A 17583-nucleotide genomic window follows, 5' to 3' on the forward strand; every position below is an offset into this window, starting at 1 on the left:
TGTACAAAAAGAAGAGCCCTGCACAGGCAGGGCTCTTCGAAACCGTACGAGAGGTACGAGGCAGGGAAGCGTCTCTGATTGCCTTAGCAAGGCTGAGCGTTGCTCAGCCTTGGGAGCCAATCGCCTTCGTGCCCTGTGCTGAACGACAGGAGCCGCCAGCCCGCGTGGCACGTCCCTCCGGACGCTGGTCGACCGAGCCGCAAGACCCGACCGAGAAGGGTGCCCGACGTCGCCTGGGCGCCGGGCGCGTGCGTAGCACTCTGCCACAGGTCCACTACGCTTCGCTAATCCAACTGGTGAGCCTACGGAAAGGTCAGGCCGGGAGCGTGGCGGGCGGCAGGGTCGGCCAGCTCATCCTGATCTGTCCGCCGCTCTCCCCGACGGTGACCTCGACGTCATCGACGAGACCGCTGATGACCGCGAGGCCCATTTCGTCCTCTTCGGCCTCGGCGTCCGTCTCGTGGGCGCCCCCGGGACCCGGCGACCTCTCGCCGGGCACCGCGTGCGGCGCCTCGTCGCCGACCTCGATGGAGAACTGCTTCTCCTCCTCGGTCAGCAGCACCCGCACCGGCGCCGAGATGCCGTTGCTCTGGTGCAGTCCGACGGCTCGAGTGCAGGCCTCGCCTACGGCGAGCCTGACCTCGTCGAGTACGGCCTCCTCCACTCCAGCCCGGCGCGCCACCGCTGCCGCCACGAGTCGGGCGGTCCTGACATGCTCGGGCAGCGCGCTGAAGAGGAGTTCAACGGTGGCCATGCATCCCCCTCGGTACTTCGGGCGTGCGGTCAGGGGGCCGGACCGCAAAAAAAGCCCGGCCCCCCGCCTTGCTTCTGCCGTCCGGGCCAAGCGGCCCGGCACGGGTCAGTCGGTGGCCGCCACCGCTTCCTCGACCGAGGTGTGAATCGGGAACACCTTGGTGAGGCCGGTAATGCGGAAGATCTTGAGAATGCGCTCCTGGTTGCACACCAGGCGCAGGGAGCCCTCATGGGCCCGGACACGCTTCAAGCCGCCCACCAGAACTCCGAGCCCGGTGGAGTCGAGGAAGTCCACGCCCTCCATGTCGACGACGAGGTGGAAATTCCCGTCGTTCACCAGCTCGACCAGCTGCTCGCGCAGCTTGGGCGCGGTATATACGTCGATTTCGCCACCGACCTCGACGACCGTACGATCGCCGACGGTACGGGTCGACAGGGACAGGTCCACGGATCCTCCAGCACCTTGCTATCGAGCGGTCGCCCCTTGGGACACCTCGGCAGAGCCCCGGGACGGTTCGCCAGCCGCGATGGCATTCAATCACTTACCGGCAGGCGTGCACGACGCCTTGGTCCCATTGTCCGTCACGCCAGTGACACACTCGGTGCCGATGGCCAAGAATCACCGATCCGATCGACCCTCGACGGGCCCCGTGTCCCGCCCGTCGCCGAGCACAGTCCTGGACCGGCTCGCCGCAGGACCAAGCCGGGCTGCGCGCATCACTCATACGGAGCACTTGCCCCCGCGAGAGGGCCGCCATGCCGTCTGGCCGGACCGGATCCGCGCCGAGGTCATCGCCGCCGTGCAAGCCGCGGGCATCGAGCACCCCTGGGCCCATCAGGCGCTCGCCGCCGAGCACGCCCTCGACGGCGACTCGGTGGTCGTCGCCACGGGCACGGCGTCGGGCAAGTCGCTCGCCTATCTGGTGCCGGTCCTCTCGCGTCTGCTGGATGGCGCACAGGCCCCGAACGGGCGCGGCGCGACCGCCCTCTACCTCGCCCCGACGAAGGCCCTGGCGGCGGACCAGTGCCGATCCGTGAAGGAACTTTCACAACCCCTGGGGCCGGCTGTGCGCCCCGCGGTGTACGACGGCGACACGCCGCCCGAAGAACGCGAATGGGTGCGCCAGTACGCCAACTACGTCCTGACCAACCCCGACATGCTGCACCGGGGCATTTTGCCCTCACACCCGCGCTGGTCCTCCTTCCTGCGTGCCCTGAAGTACGTCGTCATCGACGAGTGCCACACCTACCGCGGGGTCTTCGGCTCGCACGTCGCCCAGGTCCTGCGCCGCCTGCGCCGCCTCTGCGCCCGCTACGGCGCCTCTCCCGTCTTCCTGCTGGCCTCCGCGACCGCCGCCGACCCCGCGGTGGCCGCACGGCGCCTCACCGGCCTCCCGGTCGTGGAGGTCGCCGACGACGCCTCCCCGCGCGGGGAACTGGTGTTCGCCCTGTGGGAGCCCCCGCTCACCGAGCTGCACGGCGAGAAGGGCGCGCCCGTCCGGCGCACGGCCACCGCCGAGACCGCCGACCTGCTGACCGACCTGGCCGTGCAGGGCGTGCGCTCGGTCGCCTTCGTCCGCTCCCGGCGCGGCGCCGAGCTGATCTCGGTCATCGCCCAGGAACGCCTGGCGGAGGTGGACCGCTCCCTCGCCCGTCGTGTGGCCGCCTACCGCGGCGGCTACCTTCCCGAGGAGCGCCGCGCCCTGGAGCGGGCCCTCCACTCCGGAGAACTCCTCGGCCTCGCCGCCACCACCGCCCTGGAGCTCGGCGTCGACGTCTCGGGCCTGGACGCCGTGCTGATCGCCGGATACCCGGGGACCCGGGCGTCGCTGTGGCAGCAGGCGGGGCGCGCCGGCCGGTCCGGGCAGGGTGCCCTGGCGGTGCTGGTCGCCCGGGACGACCCGCTGGACACCTTCCTCGTCCACCATCCCGAGGCCCTCTTCGACCAGCCGGTGGAATCCACCGTCCTCGACCCGGACAACCCGTACGTCCTCGCCCCGCACCTGTGTGCGGCGGCCGCCGAGCTCCCGCTGGCGGAGGAGGACCTGGAGCTGTTCGGCCCGGCCAGCGCGGAGCTGCTGCCGCAGCTGGAGACCGCGAAGCTGCTGCGCCGCCGGACGAAGACCTGGCACTGGACCCGCCGGGAACGGGCCGCCGACCTGACGGACATCCGTGGGGAGGGCGGGCGCCCCGTGCAGATCGTCGAGGCCGGAACCGGACGGCTGCTCGGCACGGTCGACGCGGGCTCCGCCCACACGACGGTGCACGAGGGGGCTGTCCACCTGCATCAGGGCCGTACGTATCTGGTGCGGACGCTCGACCTGGAGGACTCCGTTGCCCTGGTCGAGGAGGCCAACCCGCCGTATTCGACGGTCGCCCGCGACACGACCTCCATCTCCGTCCTGGAGACGGACACCGAGATCCCCTGGGGCGAGGGCCGGCTCTGCTACGGCTCCGTCGAGGTCACCAATCAGGTCGTCTCCTTTCTGCGCCGGCGTCTGATCACCGGTGAGGTGCTGGGCGAGTCGAAACTCGATCTCCCTCCTCGTACGCTGCGCACGCGCGCGGTGTGGTGGACGGTCACCGAGGACCAGCTGGACGAGGCCCGGATCAACCCCGAGATCCTCGGCGGCGCCCTGCACGCCGCCGAACACGCCTCGATCGGCATGCTCCCGCTCTTCGCCACCTGTGACCGCTGGGACATCGGTGGCGTCTCCGTCCCGCTCCATCCCGACACCCTCCTCCCCACGGTCTTCGTCTACGACGGCCATCCCGGCGGCGCGGGCTTCGCGGAGCGCGCCTTCCACACGGCCCGTGCCTGGCTGACCGCCACCCGCCAGGCCATCGCGTCCTGCGAGTGCGATGCGGGCTGCCCGTCCTGCATCCAGTCCCCCAAGTGCGGCAACGGCAACGATCCGCTGCACAAGCGGGGCGCCGTCCGGCTCCTCACGGTGCTCTTGCGCGGGGCTCCGGAGGAGACGGAGACCCAGACGCACGGCCCGCTAACGGCAGGGAACACGACGGACCGTAGGGACGGGGCCGAGGAGGAGGCGGTGGCCGCAGTGGCTATGGACGAGAAGGAGACCGAGGCGGGGGCCCCGCAAATCCCCGCGGCGCCGTCGGTTCCGCCGGGCCGACCCTCGCCCTGACCTCGGCCGCGAACGGCCCCGCGACCGACGCCGTCGTGACATCGGAGACCTGGCCCACAACGGCGCACCGCACAAGCCGGCTGCCCTGAGCCGCTGCGACGCGCACCGCCGTGTCGCAAGCCTGCTTGTCACCCTCCATCCAGTGGTCGGCGGCCGCGAGGGCCGCCAGGTCGGCCGCTCCGGCCGCACGATGCCGGACCAGCACGGCCTCGCCCTGGGCCAGCAGCACCCCGAACACGGCACACAGCGCGCCGATCACGCACACGCCCCAGACCGTGGCCGAGCCCCGGTCCCCGGCCGGCTGACGACGGCCCACCGTCCCTCTCCTCAGCTGACGGAACCTCACCACTCCACCCCTTCCTCACCCCGCGTACCTCCTCCGCTCCCAGCGCCCTCTGCGGGCCACACCCCTTCATCCGTCCGGCTCCCGCCACCGGTTCACGTCCCGTCACCGATTCACTCCCACGGTGTCCTCGGCCAAAGCCACCGCCTCGTGACGCAGTTCGAGCGGCAGCGCGTCCGGGCCCGGCGGGCGGACAATCACCAGCACATGAACCAGGTCGCTCTGACGGCTCACCGTGACCCTCGCGCCGTCGGGCGCCGCCTGCCGGGCGACCTCTTGCACCACACCCGGCGGCTCCTGCCGGGCCGCCGCCCGGGCCCCTGCCCGGGCCGCGTCCACGCACTGGATCTGCGCGGACGCGGCCAGCAGGGCCCAGACGAGGGCCGTCGCGAAGAGCACCAGGGCCGCCAGGACGACGGCTGTCTCCGCCGTCACGAAGCCGCGGTCCCGGGCAGGCGCCCTCCCCCGGCGGCCCCGCGCCCCTTCACATCCGGACATCGAGCGCCCGAGGCCCCTGACCGCTTCCCACGTGGGAGGTGGCCAGGGGCCTTTCTGTCGTCAACGGCTGCCTGTCACCAGGTTGATTCGGTGAGGGCTTCCAGCGGCTCCTGGTCCAGGCCCAGACGCTCCCCGCGGAGGTCTGCGACCAGGGCCGCGTCTTCCACAGCGCGTGCGAGGTACTGGACGACCATGCGGAGTTCAGCGCGCGACGCTGCCGAGTCCGCTGCGAGGGCCTGGGCCCGCCGGACGTCGTTGCGTGCCGTGACCAGGATGCTGGCCTCCATGGCGTCCGCGATGGCGTTCACGGGACCGTCGCAGGGCGTGACGTAGGCCGGCTTGCCGTTGTCTTCCCAGGGAAGGCGTCGAAGATTGCTCATGCTGCTGCCCCCTCCACGGCTTCCGCGGCCGACGCTGCGAGGCCAGCGCTGCGAGGCCAAGTCACGTAGGCGTTCGCGTGCTCCGTCCACTGGTCGTGTCCCTGGGCCAGGAAGCAAGGCTCCAGGCCGTCTCGTGTCAGGCCCTCCGCCAGGTCCGTGGGTACGGCCGCGTCGCATGTGTTGTCCAACGTGCTGTCCGCTGACGCCCAGGGCATGCCCAGCACGTCCCTGTGGTCCCCGTCATGCCCTTCGCCGCGGAGGCACGGCAGGCTGGGAATGTGGCCCCGGTCCAGGCATCGGGGACGCTGGCTTATTTTGTCTGCGATCAGGAACTTCATGCCACACCTGCCTGGGGGCCGTACGGGTAGTCCACGCCGAACGAGGCCAGCGCTGCCGCCGTACGCCTTTCCCGCTGTGCTTCCCGATCCTGCCGCCGCTCCCAGGCGACCAGGTAGGGGCGGACCAGCGGCAGAGTGTCAGCGTCGATGACGTCTCCGGCCGGACGCTGGGCAGGTGCGCGCAGGATCGGCGCTGCCGGCTCAGATTCGGCCCGGCGCTTCCCCTGGGCGGGGAGGAGGAGGCTCAGAAGCCATTCCAGTAGGGTTCGCATTGTCAGTCGCTCCTTCGTAGCGCTGGCCATGCCCCGGGACGTTCGCCGCGTCGCCGGGGCTCTTCGTCGCTCACCATACGCCACGGTGAGCCATGGTGCACCATGGTCCGTCAATGCGGACCCCGGTAGGCCACGCGACGCTGAAGCCATGGCCGAATACACCTGGGAGCGCGTAGCACGCGAGATTGCCCAAGACATCAGCTCAGGGCGTATCCCGGCAGGCGCAGCCTTGCCCAGCATCATCCGCCTGGCCTCGCAGTACGGCGTAGCCGATCACACGATCAGGCGTGCGCTCCGGGACCTACGTGAGCGGGGACTCATCGAAACGCTGCCGCACAAGGGCAGCTTCGTGACCGCGGGGAGCGGGGAGGGCAGCGGCGGGGAGCCTCCCGTTAACGACTGACTCCTGTAACGGTTGTCCCGATCAGCCGCCCTCGCGACCGGTGTTGAGCGCTACCAGCAGGGAGACCACCTCACGGCCGCGTACCTCGCCGACGACGAGCCGGTCGGGTCTCATCCGCAGCGCCTGCCGCACCAGATCCTGGAGCTCGACGAGCCCCACGCCTTCCTGGTTCGCGGGCCGTCCTTCGAGGCGCACCGCATGGGGGTGGTCGGGCCACAGTTCCGCCGAGTCCTCGGCCAGCACGATCCGTTCCGTGGGCCTCACCACCCCGAGCAGCGCGCTCAGGAGCGTGGTCTTGCCCGAACCGGTGCCGCCGCTGATGACGTAGGAGAGCCGCGAGGCGATCAGTGCCCGCAGCACCCGGTCCCCGCCCGGCGGCACCGTCCTCGCGGCCACCAGCTCGTCGAGGGTGAAGGCCTGCGGCCGGACGACCCGCAGGGACAGGCACGTGGAGCGGACCGCGACCGGCGGCAGCACCGCGTGCAGCCGGGTGCCGTCCGGCAGACGGGCGTCGACCCACGGTCTGGCGTCGTCCAGCCGTCGCCCGGCCACCGTCGCCAGCCGCTGCGCGAAGCGTCGTACGGCCGCCGCGTCGGCGAAGGACACCGTGGTCAGCTCGAGTCCGCCGCCCCGGTCCACCCACACGCGATCGGGTGCCGAGACCAGGACATCGGTCACGGAGGGATCGGCGAGCAGCGGTTCCAGCGGTCCGCTGCCGACCGGCTCCGAGCGCAGCTGCCGTACCGCGCCCAGCACCTCGGCGTCCCCGAGCACCCGCCCCTGCTCGCGCAGCGCCTGTGCCACGCGCGCGGGGGTCGGCTCGGCCCCGCTCTCGGCCAGCCACTGGCGTACTCCGTCCAGCAGCCGCGTGCCCTCGCTGAGTCCGGCCGCCTGCTCACGGCTTCTGCTCCCCCGGAACCGCCTGCCGCGCCCCGTTCCGCTCTCGCCGTCACGCCCCAGCCCGTGTTCATACGTCAGTCACCCGCCTCGGCCAGCGCCCGCTCCCAGAAGGCGGAGCAGAACCGGGCGAGCGGCCCTCGCGCCCGCTCCCCCGGGCGGCGCGGAACCGTCCTGCGGCGGCGTGTCGAAGGGCACTTCACCGACCAGCGGCAGCCCCAGCAGGCGAGCCACCTCGCGGTCGTCGAGCCCCGGCGCGTACGGCCCGCTGACCGCGATCCGCAGGTCGCCGAGGACCATGCCGACGGCCGAGGCCACCCGCCGTGCGGCCGCGACGGCTCGCAGCTCGGCGGGAAGGACCAGGATCCCGACGTCCACCTGGGCGAGGACTTCGGCGACCCCCTCGTCGACACGGCGCGGTAGATCGACGACGACCGCACCGCCGCGTCGCCGGGCCGCGGCCAGAACCGCGCGCACCGCCTGCGGCGGGACCGCCACGGTGTCGCCACGGTCCTGAGCACCCGCAGCGCGTGCAGCTCGGGCAGGGATTCCTCCAGAGCGCCTCCGCCGACCCGGCCACGGGAGGCGGCGAACGCCGGCCAGCGCAATCCTGCGGTGGTCTCGCCGCCGAGGAGCACGTCGAGTCCGCCGCCCAGGGGATCCGCGTCCACGAGCAGGGTGCGCCTGCCCTCACGCGCGGAGGTGACGGCCAGCGCGCAGGCGAGCGTGGACGCACCGGCCCCGCCACGGCCGCCGATCACGCCCACGGTGAGCGCCGGACGGCCGACGCCCTCCGCCACGTCGGCGATACGGTCGACGAGCCACCGCTCGCCGTCCGACAGCAGCAGGACATGGTCGGCGCCGATTTCCACGGCATGCCGCCACACGCCGGAATCGTCCTGATCCCGCCCCACCAGCACGACCCCTCGCCTGCGCACGGCTCCTCGCACGCGGCGCGCCGCATCGTCGCCGACCAGGACCAGCGGCGCCGCCTCCCAGCTGTCGCGATGTCGCGGGACGCCGGGGTGCACCTCCGGTCTGGCACCCGCGGCCGCGCACAGGCGGAGCAGGTCGTCGAGGAGTTCCGCGTCCTCGGTGACGATCAGAGGTCCGCTCCGACGCCCCTCTGCGACGGCCGACCCGTCGCGTGTGATGGCTCCCGCCACGATCTCCAGCCCCCTTCACTGCTTCGTCCGCGGGGCCCACTTGGACCCCGCGCTTCCCGTTAAGGTGAAGAACCGGTAACCGGTCTCCTTATGAGAGGCCGATAGGAACCGGCCATACGCCTCGGGGAAACGGAACGGTCATGAACTCGCCGCCGCCGGATGCGTTGGAATCACGGTGCGGCGTTCCGGAAAATCATGTGGATCTTGGTCGAAAACTGTGGACAACTCAGTGGATGTGAATATCGCCTTCACCCCTACAGCGCCGGCCTGGGCGACTTTCACAGAGCAGCGATGTGACTACTGAGCGTGTCGGATCATGGGCATGCCGATGCCGCGCCCGCGAGGCCGCGCCACGGCCGCGAGACCGCACAGGAAACGGGGAAAATGCATCCGGACATGCGACGACCCCCGCCGGGGGGGAGAGCGGGGGTCGTCCCCACGGCCGACTCGGGGGGGGAGGAGTCGGGCCGGGTTAGCACGGTCGCGAACGATCCGTGACTTCCATGGTGTACCCGAGAGGCCTCTCAGGCAAACCCACGCGCCCCACCTTACGCCGAATGGTGGGCGCCTATGCTCAGGCCCGTGGAAAACCACTCCTTGCCCCGCACAGCGGCCTTCTTTGACCTGGACAAGACGGTCATTGCGAAGTCAAGCACGCTCACCTTCAGCAGGTCCTTCTACCAAGGAGGACTGATCAATCGCAGGGCCGCGTTGCGTACCGCCTATGTCCAGTTCGTGTTCCTGGCGGGCGGCGCGGACCACGACCAGATGGAGCGGATGCGCGAGTACCTGTCCGCGATGTGCCGCGGCTGGAACGTCCAGCAGGTCAAGGAGATCGTCGCCGAGACGCTCCACGACCTGATCGACCCGATCATCTACGACGAGGCGGCCTCCCTGATCGAGGAGCACCACACCGCCGGACGCGATGTCGTGATCGTGTCCACGTCCGGCGCGGAGGTGGTCGAGCCGATCGGCGAACTGCTCGGCGCGGATCGGGTGGTGGCCACCCGCATGGTCGTGGGCGACGACGGCTGCTTCACCGGCGAGGTGGAGTACTACGCGTACGGCCCGACGAAGGCCGAGGCGATCAAGGAACTCGCGGAGTCCGAGGGATACGACCTCGCACGCTGCTACGCGTACAGCGACTCCGCCACCGATCTGCCGATGCTGCGGTCGGTCGGCCATCCGCACGCCGTGAATCCGGACCGGACCCTACGACGCGAGGCGCTCGCGCAAGGCTGGCCGATTCTGGACTTCCACCGCCCGGTCCGGCTGAAGCAGCGGCTGTCCGTGCCGCCCAGGCCGGCGCTTCTCGCGATGGCGGCGATAGGCGCGGCGGCGGCCACCGCGGGGTTCGTCTGGTACTCGAGCCGACGACGGGCATCGGCCGTGTGAACCGCGTACCGCCACGGACACGCCCGTCCGATTCACTCCTCTTTGAACCTAAAAGTAAAGAAGTGCATCGAGGACTTCCGCTTGGCCGACCCCAGGAGTACAAAAGGGGTTAGCGGCCCGCGAGACCAAAGGACATCCGAAAGGATCACCTTTAATACACGCAATTGGCCCCACGGACCGAGCATGAACGCAGGGCACCCACGCGACGTCGACCCGTCGATTACGGGCCAGCCGCACCAGGTGACGGGCAAGAGTTCCCGACCTGATGGGCGACATATCGAGGACGCTTGGTAACTCTGTGAGCGTGCCAGCGGCGGTACGAGCCCTCGTACCGCCGCAACCATGCGCTGGGCCCCTAGGGGCCCTTTCCCATGTCCGGCCGTGGCCGTCCGAGAGCTACGCCGCTCCGCGCTGCAAGGCCTCGCAGACCGCGGTCGACTCGCGCGCCCCCAGTTCGACTGCCTTGGCGCAGTGGGCGATCCACGCCGCCATGCCGTCCGGGGTCCCCGACACATAACCGTCGAGTGCGGCCACATAGGCTGCGCGGCCCAGTTCGGCGTGGCCGACTTCGGCCGCACAGATCGCCTTCGGGTCGAGCCCGCTGCCGACCAGCACGATGCGCTGCGCCGCACGCGCGACGAGGCCGTTGTGAGAGCCGAAGGGACGCAGGGCGAGCAGTTCGCCGTGCACGACGGCCGCGGTCACGAGAGCCGGGGCCGAACCACCGGCGACGATCAGCTCGGAGAGCCCCTCGAGGCGGCCGGAGACCTCGGCGGCGCCCGGCAACGGCAGTTCGATGAGCGGCTCGTCGACCGGTTCGCCGTCCTGGCGCGGGCGTCCCACCCGCGGGTCGGACTCCGCGGCCGCCACCAGGTGCAGCCGCGCCAGCACCCGCAGCGGTGACTGCCGCCAGATGGACAGCAGTTGCCCCGCCTCGGCGGTCAGCCTGAGAGCCGCACCGACCGTACGGGCTCCGTCGTCGCCACTGAAGTCCGTACGCCGGCGCACCTCCTCCAGTGCCCAGTCGGCGCCGGACAGTGCCGCCGAACCGCGTGCGCCGCGCAGCGCCGCCTCGGAGGTGATCTCGTTGCCGCGGCGTCGCATGATCCGGTGCCCGTAGACCCGGTCCACGGCTTTGCGCACGGACTCCACGGACTCGGCCACACCGGGCAGCGCCCCCAGGGCCGCGAGCGGATCGGCTGTCGCACCTGTCGTACTCATGAGTACGACACTACGCACCTCCACGCCCGCTCCTTCGATGGAGTGGTCTTCCTCACCTATGACTGTCACTCATAGCTATATCAAGACTACCGTTGGTGAACATGAAAATTGCTTTCGTAGGGAAGGGCGGCAGCGGCAAGACGACCCTGTCCTCCCTGTTCATCCGCCACCTCACCGCCGTCGGTGCGCCCGTGGTCGCCATCGACGCCGACATCAACCAGCACCTCGGGGCCGCGCTGGGCCTCGATGAGGACGAGGCCGCCGCGCTGCCCTCCATGGGCGAGCGGCTGGGGCTGATCAAGGACTGCCTGCGTGGCTCCAACCCGCGGATCGCATCAGCGGAGACCATGATCAAGACCACGCCGCCCGGCGAGGGCTCGCGGCTGTTGCGGGTGCGGGAGGACAACCCGGTCTACGACGCGTGCGCCCGCCCGGTGGAACTCGACGGCGGCACCGCCCGTTTGATGGTCACCGGCCCCTTCACCGATGCCGACCTGGGAGTCTCCTGCTACCACTCCAAGACGGGAGCGGTGGAGCTGTGCCTGAACCATCTGGTGGACGGCCGCGGCGAGTATGTGGTGGTCGACATGACGGCGGGCTCGGACTCGTTCGCCTCCGGCATGTTCACTCGCTTCGACATCACGTTCCTCGTCGCCGAGCCGACCCGGAAGGGGGTCTCCGTCTACCGGCAGTACAAGGAGTACGCCCGCGACTTCGGCATCGCCCTGAAGGTCGTCGGCAACAAGGTGCAGGGTCCGGACGACCTCGACTTCCTCCGTGCCGAGGTCGGTGACGACCTGCTGGTCTCAGTCGGGCACTCGGACTGGGTGCGCGCCATGGAGAAGGGCCGCCCGCCCAGGTTCGAGGTCCTCGAGAACGCCAACCGCCGCTGCCTGCACGCTCTTCAGGTAGCCGCCGACGCCACCTACGAACTGCGCGACCCGGAGCGCTACATGCGCCAGATGGTGCACTTCCACCTGAAGAACGCGGCCAGTTGGGGCAACGAACGCACCGGGACCGATCTGGCGGCGCAGATCGACCCCGGATTCGTCCTCGGCGAGGGTCTGGCGGCCACCGTGTGACCGAGAGCCGCCCGGCGACTACCGCTTGGCCGCCGACACCTTGGGTGCACTGTTCGGAGACGGGGCGGGCGAACGCCCCAGGAAGGCCTCCCAGCCCTCGGCCGGGGCCTGCCCGACATCGAGTGTGCGCAGCTTCTCCAGGACCTGCGGGTCCTGCGCGTCCAGCCAGTTGACGAGCTGGTGGAAGGAGACGCAGCGCACCTCGGGCTGGGTGCAGACGCGTTCGATCACCTCCTGCACGGCACGCATGTAGGCGCCGCCGTTCCAGGACTCGAAGTGATTGCCGATGATCAAAGGTGCCCTGTTTCCGTTGTAAGCCCGCTGGAACCCCTGGAGCAGGCCGTCACGGAACTGGGCGCCCCACTCCTCGAACTTGTCGGGGTCGCCCTGCGTCCGGTTGCCCGACTGGCTGATCATGAAGCTGTAGTCATTGCTCAACTGCTCGTCGCTGTGCCCGGGAAAGGGCACGAGCTGCATCGACAGGTCCCACACGCCGTCCTTCGTCGGCCAGACCTGCTTGCCTGTACCGGAGCTGTCGTACCGGAAGCCCAGGTCCCGGGCCGCCTTCACAAAGTTCTCCTGTCCCTCCAGACAAGGCGTGCGGGCGCCGATGAGCTCCTTGTCGTAGTCGAAGGGCAGCGGGGGCTCCTCCTTGAGGCCGGAGTTCGTCTTCCAGGACTTGACGAAGGCCTTCGCCTGGACGACCTCGTCCTTCCACTCCTCGACCGACCACTGGCCGACCCCGCCCTCGTCGCCGCAGAAGTGGCCGTTGAAGTGGGTGCCGATCTCGTTCCCCTCCAACCAGGCCATGCGCAACTGCTCGGCGGTGTCCTTGACGCCCTTCTGGTCGTTGAAGCCGATGTCCGAACGGCCCGGCGAGTGCTCCGGCGGCCGGTAGAGCTCGCGCTTCTCCTCGGGCAGCATGTACAGACCACTGAGGAAGTACGTCATCGTCGCGTTGTTGGCCTTGGCGACCTTGCGGAAGTGCGAGAACAGCTTCTGACTGTCCTCGGCGGCCCCGTCCCAGGAGAAGACCACGAACTGAGGTGGCCGCTGACCGGGCTTCAGCCGCTGGGGCCTGGGCAGATGGGGCTGGGAGCCGGTGTACGCCGTGGAGCCGTCGCCGATCAGGCGGACCGCACTCCCCGCCAGGGGACCGGCGGCCGGCCTCCTCGGGCCCTCCTCGGAGCCGTTGCGGCCGCTCGAACAGCTGCAGAGCACGGTGGCGCAGACCGCGGCCAGGGCGACGCCCGCGGTGATCCTCTGGGTGGCGGCCATTTCGGCCCACCTTCTTCCTTCAGTCGGGGCCACGCCGATCAGGTGATGTGCGCCGCCGTGCGGGCGGAGCCCACAGTCACGCGCAGCCCCGTCAAGATCGCACGCGAGGCCGACAGGATTTTGTGAGACGAGCCGATGAAATGAGTTATTCACCCCATCAGGCGATTTATTGCCCTATTTGATCCGGTGTCGAATACATTGCCTTTACTCGGCATTACGATTCATTTGCCGAGTATTTGAGATCCCGCCGCTGTACGCCGTGACCCACGGCCGCGTCAGACCCCGGCCCCAGCCGGGGAGCCCCAGTTCCGCGACCGCGCCGCACCGGAGGAGACGGGAACCATGCCCGCCTGCGTACCCGCCCGCGCCGCCGAATCGACTCGGACCAAGCGCATGCACCAGCCCCACAGCCCACCGCCGAACCGCCCCCGCCGCTTCCACATCGCGGGCGCCGATCTCTCGGCCTCCATCGCGGTCTTCCTGATCGCTCTCCCACTCTCCCTCGGCATCGCACTGGCCACCGGTGCCCCGCTCCAGTCCGGCCTCGTCGCCGCAGCCGTCGGCGGTATCGTCGCCGGCCGGCTCGGCGGCTCCCCGCTCCAGGTCAGCGGCCCGGCCGCCGGACTCACCGTGGTCACCGCCGACCTCATCCACCGCTACGGATGGCGTACCACGTGCGCCATCACCGTCCTCGCCGGCCTCACGCAACTGGGCCTCGGCTGCCTGCGCGTGGCGCGTACGGCGCTCGCCGTCAGCCCGGCCATCGTGCACGGCATGCTCGCCGGCATCGGCGTCACCATCGCCGTCGCCCAGCTGCACATCGTGCTCGGCGGCACCCCCCAGAGTGCCGTCCTCGACAACCTCCGCGCGCTACCTGCCCAGTTGGCGCGTCTGCAACCGGCCGCCGTGTCGGTGAGCGCGCTGACCCTGGCCCTGCTCTTCGCCTGGCCACGGATTCCCGGACGTGCGGGAGACCTGCTGCGCAGGATCCCGGCCGCGCTCGTCGCCGTCACCGGCGCCACCGGGGCCGCCTCGCTCGCCGGGCTCACCCTGCCCAGGGTCGATCTGCCGTCCTGGCGCAGCCATGCGTTGGCCGGGCTGCCCGAGGGCCCTGTGCTCGGCATCGCCGCCGCCGTCCTCACCATCACTCTTGTCTGCAGCGTGCAGTCGCTGCTCGGCGCCGTCGCCGTGGACAAGCTGGCGGCCGGGCGGCACCCGCATCTCGGCCGCTCCGACCTGGACCGCGAGCTGCTGGGGCAGGGCGCCGCGAACATCGCCTCAGGAGCCCTCGGGGGACTGCCGCTCGCGGGCGTCGCCGTCCGGAGCTCGGCCAATGTGCAAGCCGGCGCCGTCAGCCGGAACTCCACGATGCTCCACGGCGTTTGGGTAGTGGTAGCCGCGCTGCTGATGGTCCCGGTGCTCGAGCTGATCCCCCTCGCCTCACTCGCCGCTCTGGTGATGGCCATCGGCATCCAGATGGTGTCCCTGCACCACATCCGCACGGTCACCCGTCACCGAGAGGTGCTGGTGTACGCCGTCACCACGCTCGGCGTCGTCTTCCTGGGCGTCCTGCAGGGCGTGGCGTTCGGGATCGCCGCGGCCGTCGCCGTCGCCCTGCACCGCCTCGCCTCGCCCGCACCCGTATCACGCACGAGGAGAGAAACGGGGTTCATCACGTACGCGTTCGCGGCCAGTTGACGTTCCTCGCGGTACCCCGGCTCAGCCGGGCCCTCCACCTGGTGCCCGCGGGTGCGGACGCCGTCGTGGAGCTGGACGGGTCGTTCATGGACCACGCGGCGTACGAGACCCTGCACGACTGGCAGCGGAGCCATCTCGCGCGCAGCGGCACGGTCGCCCTCGCCGGCCGCGCCGGAACGCCCATCACCATGCCCTCGCTCAGCTCGCCCGCCGTCGCGGAAGGCCAGGAGCCGGCGGAGGCGTCCACGTGCCGGTGCCGGCCCTGGACGCCGTGGCGCAACCACCAGTGCGAGCGTCCGCCGACCGCACAGCCCGGCGGCCGGCCGGGCACGTCGGAGGCCGGGGCCGGACCGAGCGCGCAGCAGCTCGCGCGCGGGATCAGCGCCTTCCAGCGGAACACCGCCCCGCTGGTGCGCGGCGAGCTGGCCCGGCTGGCACGCGAGGGGCAGCAGCCGTCTCAGCTCTTCCTGACCTGCGCCGACTCGCGGCTCATCACGTCGATGATCACCTCCAGTGCAACACTGTTGCGTTAGCGCTGTGAGCGGCTATTGAGGCCGTGGTCGAAGAACGCGATTGTGGTGCGAACGGTGTAGTTCTGGGCCTTCTGAGGGTGCTGTCCGGCGTTCGGTCCGTACTTGCTGGTGGGGTTCTTCCGGGTACGGGCCTTCACTCGTTGCCGTCGATGGGCGGGCAGGAGATTGCCCAGGGCGGCGTGGCCGATCGTGCCGACCAGGTCGACGAGGGTGCCGGGGAAGATTCCATGGCCGGCGGTGACTGTGTCGGTTGCGGCGGCCAGCAGGACGGTGAAACTGATCCGTTCCATGGGTACTTCCGGCCGTCCGGTCAGGGCGTCGTCGCCGGCGCGGATCAGAGCCTGGTAGACGGTGAGCAAAGCGTAGACCTCCTGATCGAGGCCATCGATGCTGCGGGAGCGTAGGACGCGGCCGTCGAGCATCGTGGCCTTGATCGAAAAATACGTGGTTTCCGCCTGCCACCTGCGGTGATAGAGCTCAACGAGCTCGATGGCCGGATAACGGACGGGGTCCAGCAGGTTTGTGATCAGCCGCCATTGCTCGGTGCGGACGGTGCCATCGGCCAAGGTGACGGTGAGGGTCGCCTCGATCACACGTACCGGCAGCAGTACCCGCAGGACGCCGTAGCCGATGCGGGCGATGTAGGAGCCGTCGCCCAGGTGCTCGGCGGGGGTGGGGACGCGGCGGGCCCCGGAGCGCACCAGGAACCGCGCCCCGCTCTGATGGACCGCGTCAAGGAACTCGTTGCCGTCGAAGGCCGCGTCGGCCAGCAGGAGCATCGTCTTGTCCAGGGCGGTCAGAAGCCGCTTGGCATAGGGGAGTTCACCCTCGGACTCTGGTCCGAAGGCGGCTGCTATGAGCGCGCGGGTGCCGCACTCGACCAGGGCCAGCAGCCGCAGGAGCGGATAGCCGAACTCCAGCCCCTCCCCGGCCCGCTTGGGGAAGCGCCAGGTGAGCGTCTCGTCGTCGGGAGTGTGCAGCAGGGTCCCGTCGACGGCCACGGTGCGCAGGCCCCGGTAGAAGGACCCGGCCTGCCCGCGGCGGGCGACGGGCCCGGCAAGCGTCTCGAACAGACGCCGCACAGGTGCAGCCCCCACCCTGCGCCTGGCCCGCGTCAGGGAGGAGACCGCAGGACGCACCAGGGCCAGCGGAGTCAGGGCCGCGGTCAGCTTGGACCACACCGTGCGGTAAGAGCAGTGCTCGAACAACGCGAGAGCGAGCACGAAATACACCGCCACCCGCGAAGGCAGCAGTCGCAGACGCTTCTCGCGCCGGCCGGTCTCCTCCAGCACCGCGTCCACCAGCGCGAAGTCCACGACCTGGGTCAACTCCCCCAGATGACCAGGCGCGAATACACCCCGGGCTGTCTCGATCGTAGACGTGATGACAGACTTCTCCTGCAACGGGACCCCTGACCTTGATCGACTTTCTTCGCCGATCGTTGATCTATCAGGTGGTCCCGTTGCGCTGTTCAGCAGGACTTGACGTACAGCGCAGGGGCCAAACGCAACGGTGTTGACCTCCAGTGGTCCCGGTGATCTCTTCGTGGTCCGCAATGTCGGCAATCTGGTGCCGCTGCCGGGGGCGGAGAGTGGGGACGATTCGGTGGCCGCCGCCATCGAGTACGCGGTGGAGGTCCTGAAGGTGCGGTCCATCACCGTGTGCGGACATTCCGGGTGCGGCGCGATGCAGGCCCTGCTCACTTCGGAGCCCGGCGGCGTGCAGACCCCGCTCAGGCGGTGGCTGCGGCACGGGCTGCCGAGTCTGGAGCGGATGGCCGGACACGACCGGCGCCGGCCCCGGATCACCGGACGGGAGCCTGCCGACGCGATCGAACAGTTGTGTCTGACCAATGTGGTGCAGCAGCTGGAGCATCTAGGGGCCCATGAGTCCGTGGCCCGGGTCCTGGGCGAGGGGGATCTCGAGCTGCACGGGATGTACTTCCACGTCGGCGAGGCACAGGCGTATCTGCTCGACGCGTCCGACGAGGGTGTTGTCTTCGGGCGGGTGGGTGCGGCCGGGGAACTGCGCAGCCCGGCGTGACACCACGGGGGTGCGCGGTCCGGGCGACCCGGGCCGCGCACCCATGGCCGAGGAGGCCGGGCTCCGGTCGAGCCGGCCCGTCGTAGACGCGCACCGCCTACCGGGCGATGCCGCCACGGCTCGGGAGGCTGCGG

Annotated in this window: 13 protein-coding genes and 4 pseudogenes; 6 read left to right on the forward strand and 11 right to left on the reverse strand. The window is 70.2% G+C overall.

The genetic code is table 11. The annotated features are described in order from the left end of the window. Window positions 1–313 precede the first annotated feature (313 nt). Window positions 314–754, reverse strand: coding sequence for an ATP-binding protein (locus ACQEXA_RS26320; protein ID WP_432930771.1), 441 nt, complete (start codon window positions 752–754; stop codon window positions 314–316). A gap of 105 nt (window positions 755–859) precedes the next feature. Then, window positions 860–1201: an anti-sigma factor antagonist BldG gene (gene bldG / locus ACQEXA_RS26325; RefSeq protein ID WP_010986038.1), complete on the reverse strand. Its 342-nt coding sequence runs from the start codon at window positions 1199–1201 to the stop codon at window positions 860–862. Between the two features lie 79 nt (window positions 1202–1280). Here bldG and ACQEXA_RS26330 point away from each other — a divergent pair, with 79 nt between their 5' ends. Next, window positions 1281–3902 carry a DEAD/DEAH box helicase gene (locus ACQEXA_RS26330; RefSeq protein ID WP_433131197.1) on the forward strand — a complete coding sequence of 874 codons (2622 nt, stop codon included), beginning with the start codon at window positions 1281–1283 and terminating at the stop codon, window positions 3900–3902. On the opposite strand, the gene ACQEXA_RS26335 is transcribed toward ACQEXA_RS26330, so the two are convergent. The 4 genes from ACQEXA_RS26335 to ACQEXA_RS26350 all read right to left on the reverse strand — a co-directional run bounded on the left by ACQEXA_RS26335 (window position 3820) and on the right by ACQEXA_RS26350 (window position 5733). Beyond that, entirely contained in the window at window positions 3820–4251 is a 432-nt protein-coding gene (locus ACQEXA_RS26335; RefSeq protein WP_433131199.1) for an Rv3654c family TadE-like protein, read from the reverse strand. The genes ACQEXA_RS26330 and ACQEXA_RS26335 overlap by 83 nt on opposite strands. 99 nt (window positions 4252–4350) lie before the next feature. Beyond that, complete coding sequence (locus ACQEXA_RS26340) at window positions 4351–4743, reverse strand: TadE family type IV pilus minor pilin (protein ID WP_432930765.1); 393 nt, start codon at window positions 4741–4743, stop codon at window positions 4351–4353. A 74-nt stretch (window positions 4744–4817) separates the two neighbouring features. Continuing rightward, window positions 4818–5123, reverse strand: a complete 306-nt coding sequence (locus tag ACQEXA_RS26345; protein WP_432930763.1) for a hypothetical protein — start codon at window positions 5121–5123, stop codon at window positions 4818–4820. Window positions 5124–5457: 334 nt separating this feature from the next. Beyond that, on the reverse strand, window positions 5458–5733 hold the full coding sequence (locus ACQEXA_RS26350; RefSeq protein ID WP_432930761.1) for a hypothetical protein: 276 nt from the start codon (window positions 5731–5733) through the stop codon (window positions 5458–5460). A gap of 148 nt (window positions 5734–5881) precedes the next feature. Between ACQEXA_RS26350 and ACQEXA_RS26355 the strand changes: the two genes are divergently transcribed. Continuing rightward, a complete protein-coding gene (locus ACQEXA_RS26355) occupies window positions 5882–6136 on the forward strand; it encodes a winged helix-turn-helix domain-containing protein (protein WP_432930759.1) in 255 nt (84 codons plus the stop codon). 24 nt (window positions 6137–6160) lie between these two features. Here the strand turns inward: ACQEXA_RS26355 and ACQEXA_RS26360 are convergent. Both ACQEXA_RS26360 and ssd read right to left on the reverse strand, forming a co-directional pair. After that, window positions 6161–7000, reverse strand: a pseudogene (locus tag ACQEXA_RS26360) (TadA family conjugal transfer-associated ATPase); the annotation flags it as partial. Between the two features lie 110 nt (window positions 7001–7110). Continuing rightward, window positions 7111–8199 (reverse strand): annotated as a pseudogene (ssd, locus tag ACQEXA_RS26365) (septum site-determining protein Ssd). Between the two features lie 570 nt (window positions 8200–8769). Between ssd and ACQEXA_RS26370 the strand changes: the two are divergent. Next, entirely contained in the window at window positions 8770–9594 is an 825-nt protein-coding gene (locus tag ACQEXA_RS26370; protein ID WP_432930757.1) for an HAD family hydrolase, read from the forward strand. A 396-nt stretch (window positions 9595–9990) separates the two neighbouring features. Here ACQEXA_RS26370 and ACQEXA_RS26375 read toward each other — a convergent pair whose 3' ends face one another. Beyond that, window positions 9991–10815, reverse strand: coding sequence for an oxidoreductase (locus ACQEXA_RS26375; protein ID WP_433131201.1), 825 nt, complete (start codon window positions 10813–10815; stop codon window positions 9991–9993). A gap of 101 nt (window positions 10816–10916) precedes the next feature. On the opposite strand from ACQEXA_RS26375, the gene ACQEXA_RS26380 reads away from it, so the two are divergent. Next, window positions 10917–11897 (forward strand): ATP-binding protein, encoded by a 981-nt coding sequence (locus tag ACQEXA_RS26380; protein ID WP_432930753.1) that lies wholly within the window; start codon window positions 10917–10919, stop codon window positions 11895–11897. Window positions 11898–11915: 18 nt separating this feature from the next. On the opposite strand, the gene ACQEXA_RS26385 is transcribed toward ACQEXA_RS26380, so the two are convergent. Continuing rightward, a complete protein-coding gene (locus ACQEXA_RS26385; RefSeq protein ID WP_432930751.1) occupies window positions 11916–13175 on the reverse strand; it encodes a hypothetical protein in 1260 nt (419 codons plus the stop codon). 342 nt (window positions 13176–13517) lie between these two features. Between ACQEXA_RS26385 and ACQEXA_RS26390 the strand changes: the two are divergent. Next, window positions 13518–15388: pseudogene (locus ACQEXA_RS26390) on the forward strand (SulP family inorganic anion transporter); the annotation flags it as partial. Between the two features lie 14 nt (window positions 15389–15402). Here ACQEXA_RS26390 and ACQEXA_RS26395 read toward each other — a convergent pair. Continuing rightward, window positions 15403–17025: an IS4 family transposase gene (locus tag ACQEXA_RS26395; protein WP_433131203.1), complete on the reverse strand. Its 1623-nt coding sequence runs from the start codon at window positions 17023–17025 to the stop codon at window positions 15403–15405. Here ACQEXA_RS26395 and ACQEXA_RS26400 point away from each other — a divergent pair. Continuing rightward, window positions 16916–17449: pseudogene (locus tag ACQEXA_RS26400) on the forward strand (carbonic anhydrase); the annotation flags it as partial. The gene ACQEXA_RS26395 and the pseudogene ACQEXA_RS26400 sit on opposite strands and share 110 nt — an antisense overlap. Window positions 17450–17583 lie beyond the last annotated feature (134 nt).

Origin of the sequence: Streptomyces sp. CA-106110, from assembly GCF_050936285.1 — a bacterium.
Lineage (GTDB): Bacteria > Actinomycetota > Actinomycetes > Streptomycetales > Streptomycetaceae > Streptomyces.

Coding starts and splice junctions, on each gene's coding strand:
- ACQEXA_RS26320 (WP_432930771.1), bottom strand. CDS start 754: ATGGCCACCGTTGAACTCCTCTTCAGCGCGCTGCCCGAGCATGTCAGG.
- ACQEXA_RS26330 (WP_433131197.1), top strand. CDS start 1,281: ATGGCATTCAATCACTTACCGGCAGGCGTGCACGACGCCTTGGTCCCA.
- ACQEXA_RS26340 (WP_432930765.1), bottom strand. CDS start 4,743: ATGTCCGGATGTGAAGGGGCGCGGGGCCGCCGGGGGAGGGCGCCTGCC.
- ACQEXA_RS26345 (WP_432930763.1), bottom strand. CDS start 5,123: ATGAGCAATCTTCGACGCCTTCCCTGGGAAGACAACGGCAAGCCGGCC.
- ACQEXA_RS26350 (WP_432930761.1), bottom strand. CDS start 5,733: ATGCGAACCCTACTGGAATGGCTTCTGAGCCTCCTCCTCCCCGCCCAG.
- ACQEXA_RS26355 (WP_432930759.1), top strand. CDS start 5,882: ATGGCCGAATACACCTGGGAGCGCGTAGCACGCGAGATTGCCCAAGAC.
- ACQEXA_RS26370 (WP_432930757.1), top strand. CDS start 8,770: ATGCTCAGGCCCGTGGAAAACCACTCCTTGCCCCGCACAGCGGCCTTC.
- ACQEXA_RS26375 (WP_433131201.1), bottom strand. CDS start 10,815: ATGAGTACGACAGGTGCGACAGCCGATCCGCTCGCGGCCCTGGGGGCG.
- ACQEXA_RS26380 (WP_432930753.1), top strand. CDS start 10,917: ATGAAAATTGCTTTCGTAGGGAAGGGCGGCAGCGGCAAGACGACCCTG.
- ACQEXA_RS26385 (WP_432930751.1), bottom strand. CDS start 13,175: ATGGCCGCCACCCAGAGGATCACCGCGGGCGTCGCCCTGGCCGCGGTC.
- ACQEXA_RS26395 (WP_433131203.1), bottom strand. CDS start 17,025: ATGGCGGCGGCCACCGAATCGTCCCCACTCTCCGCCCCCGGCAGCGGC.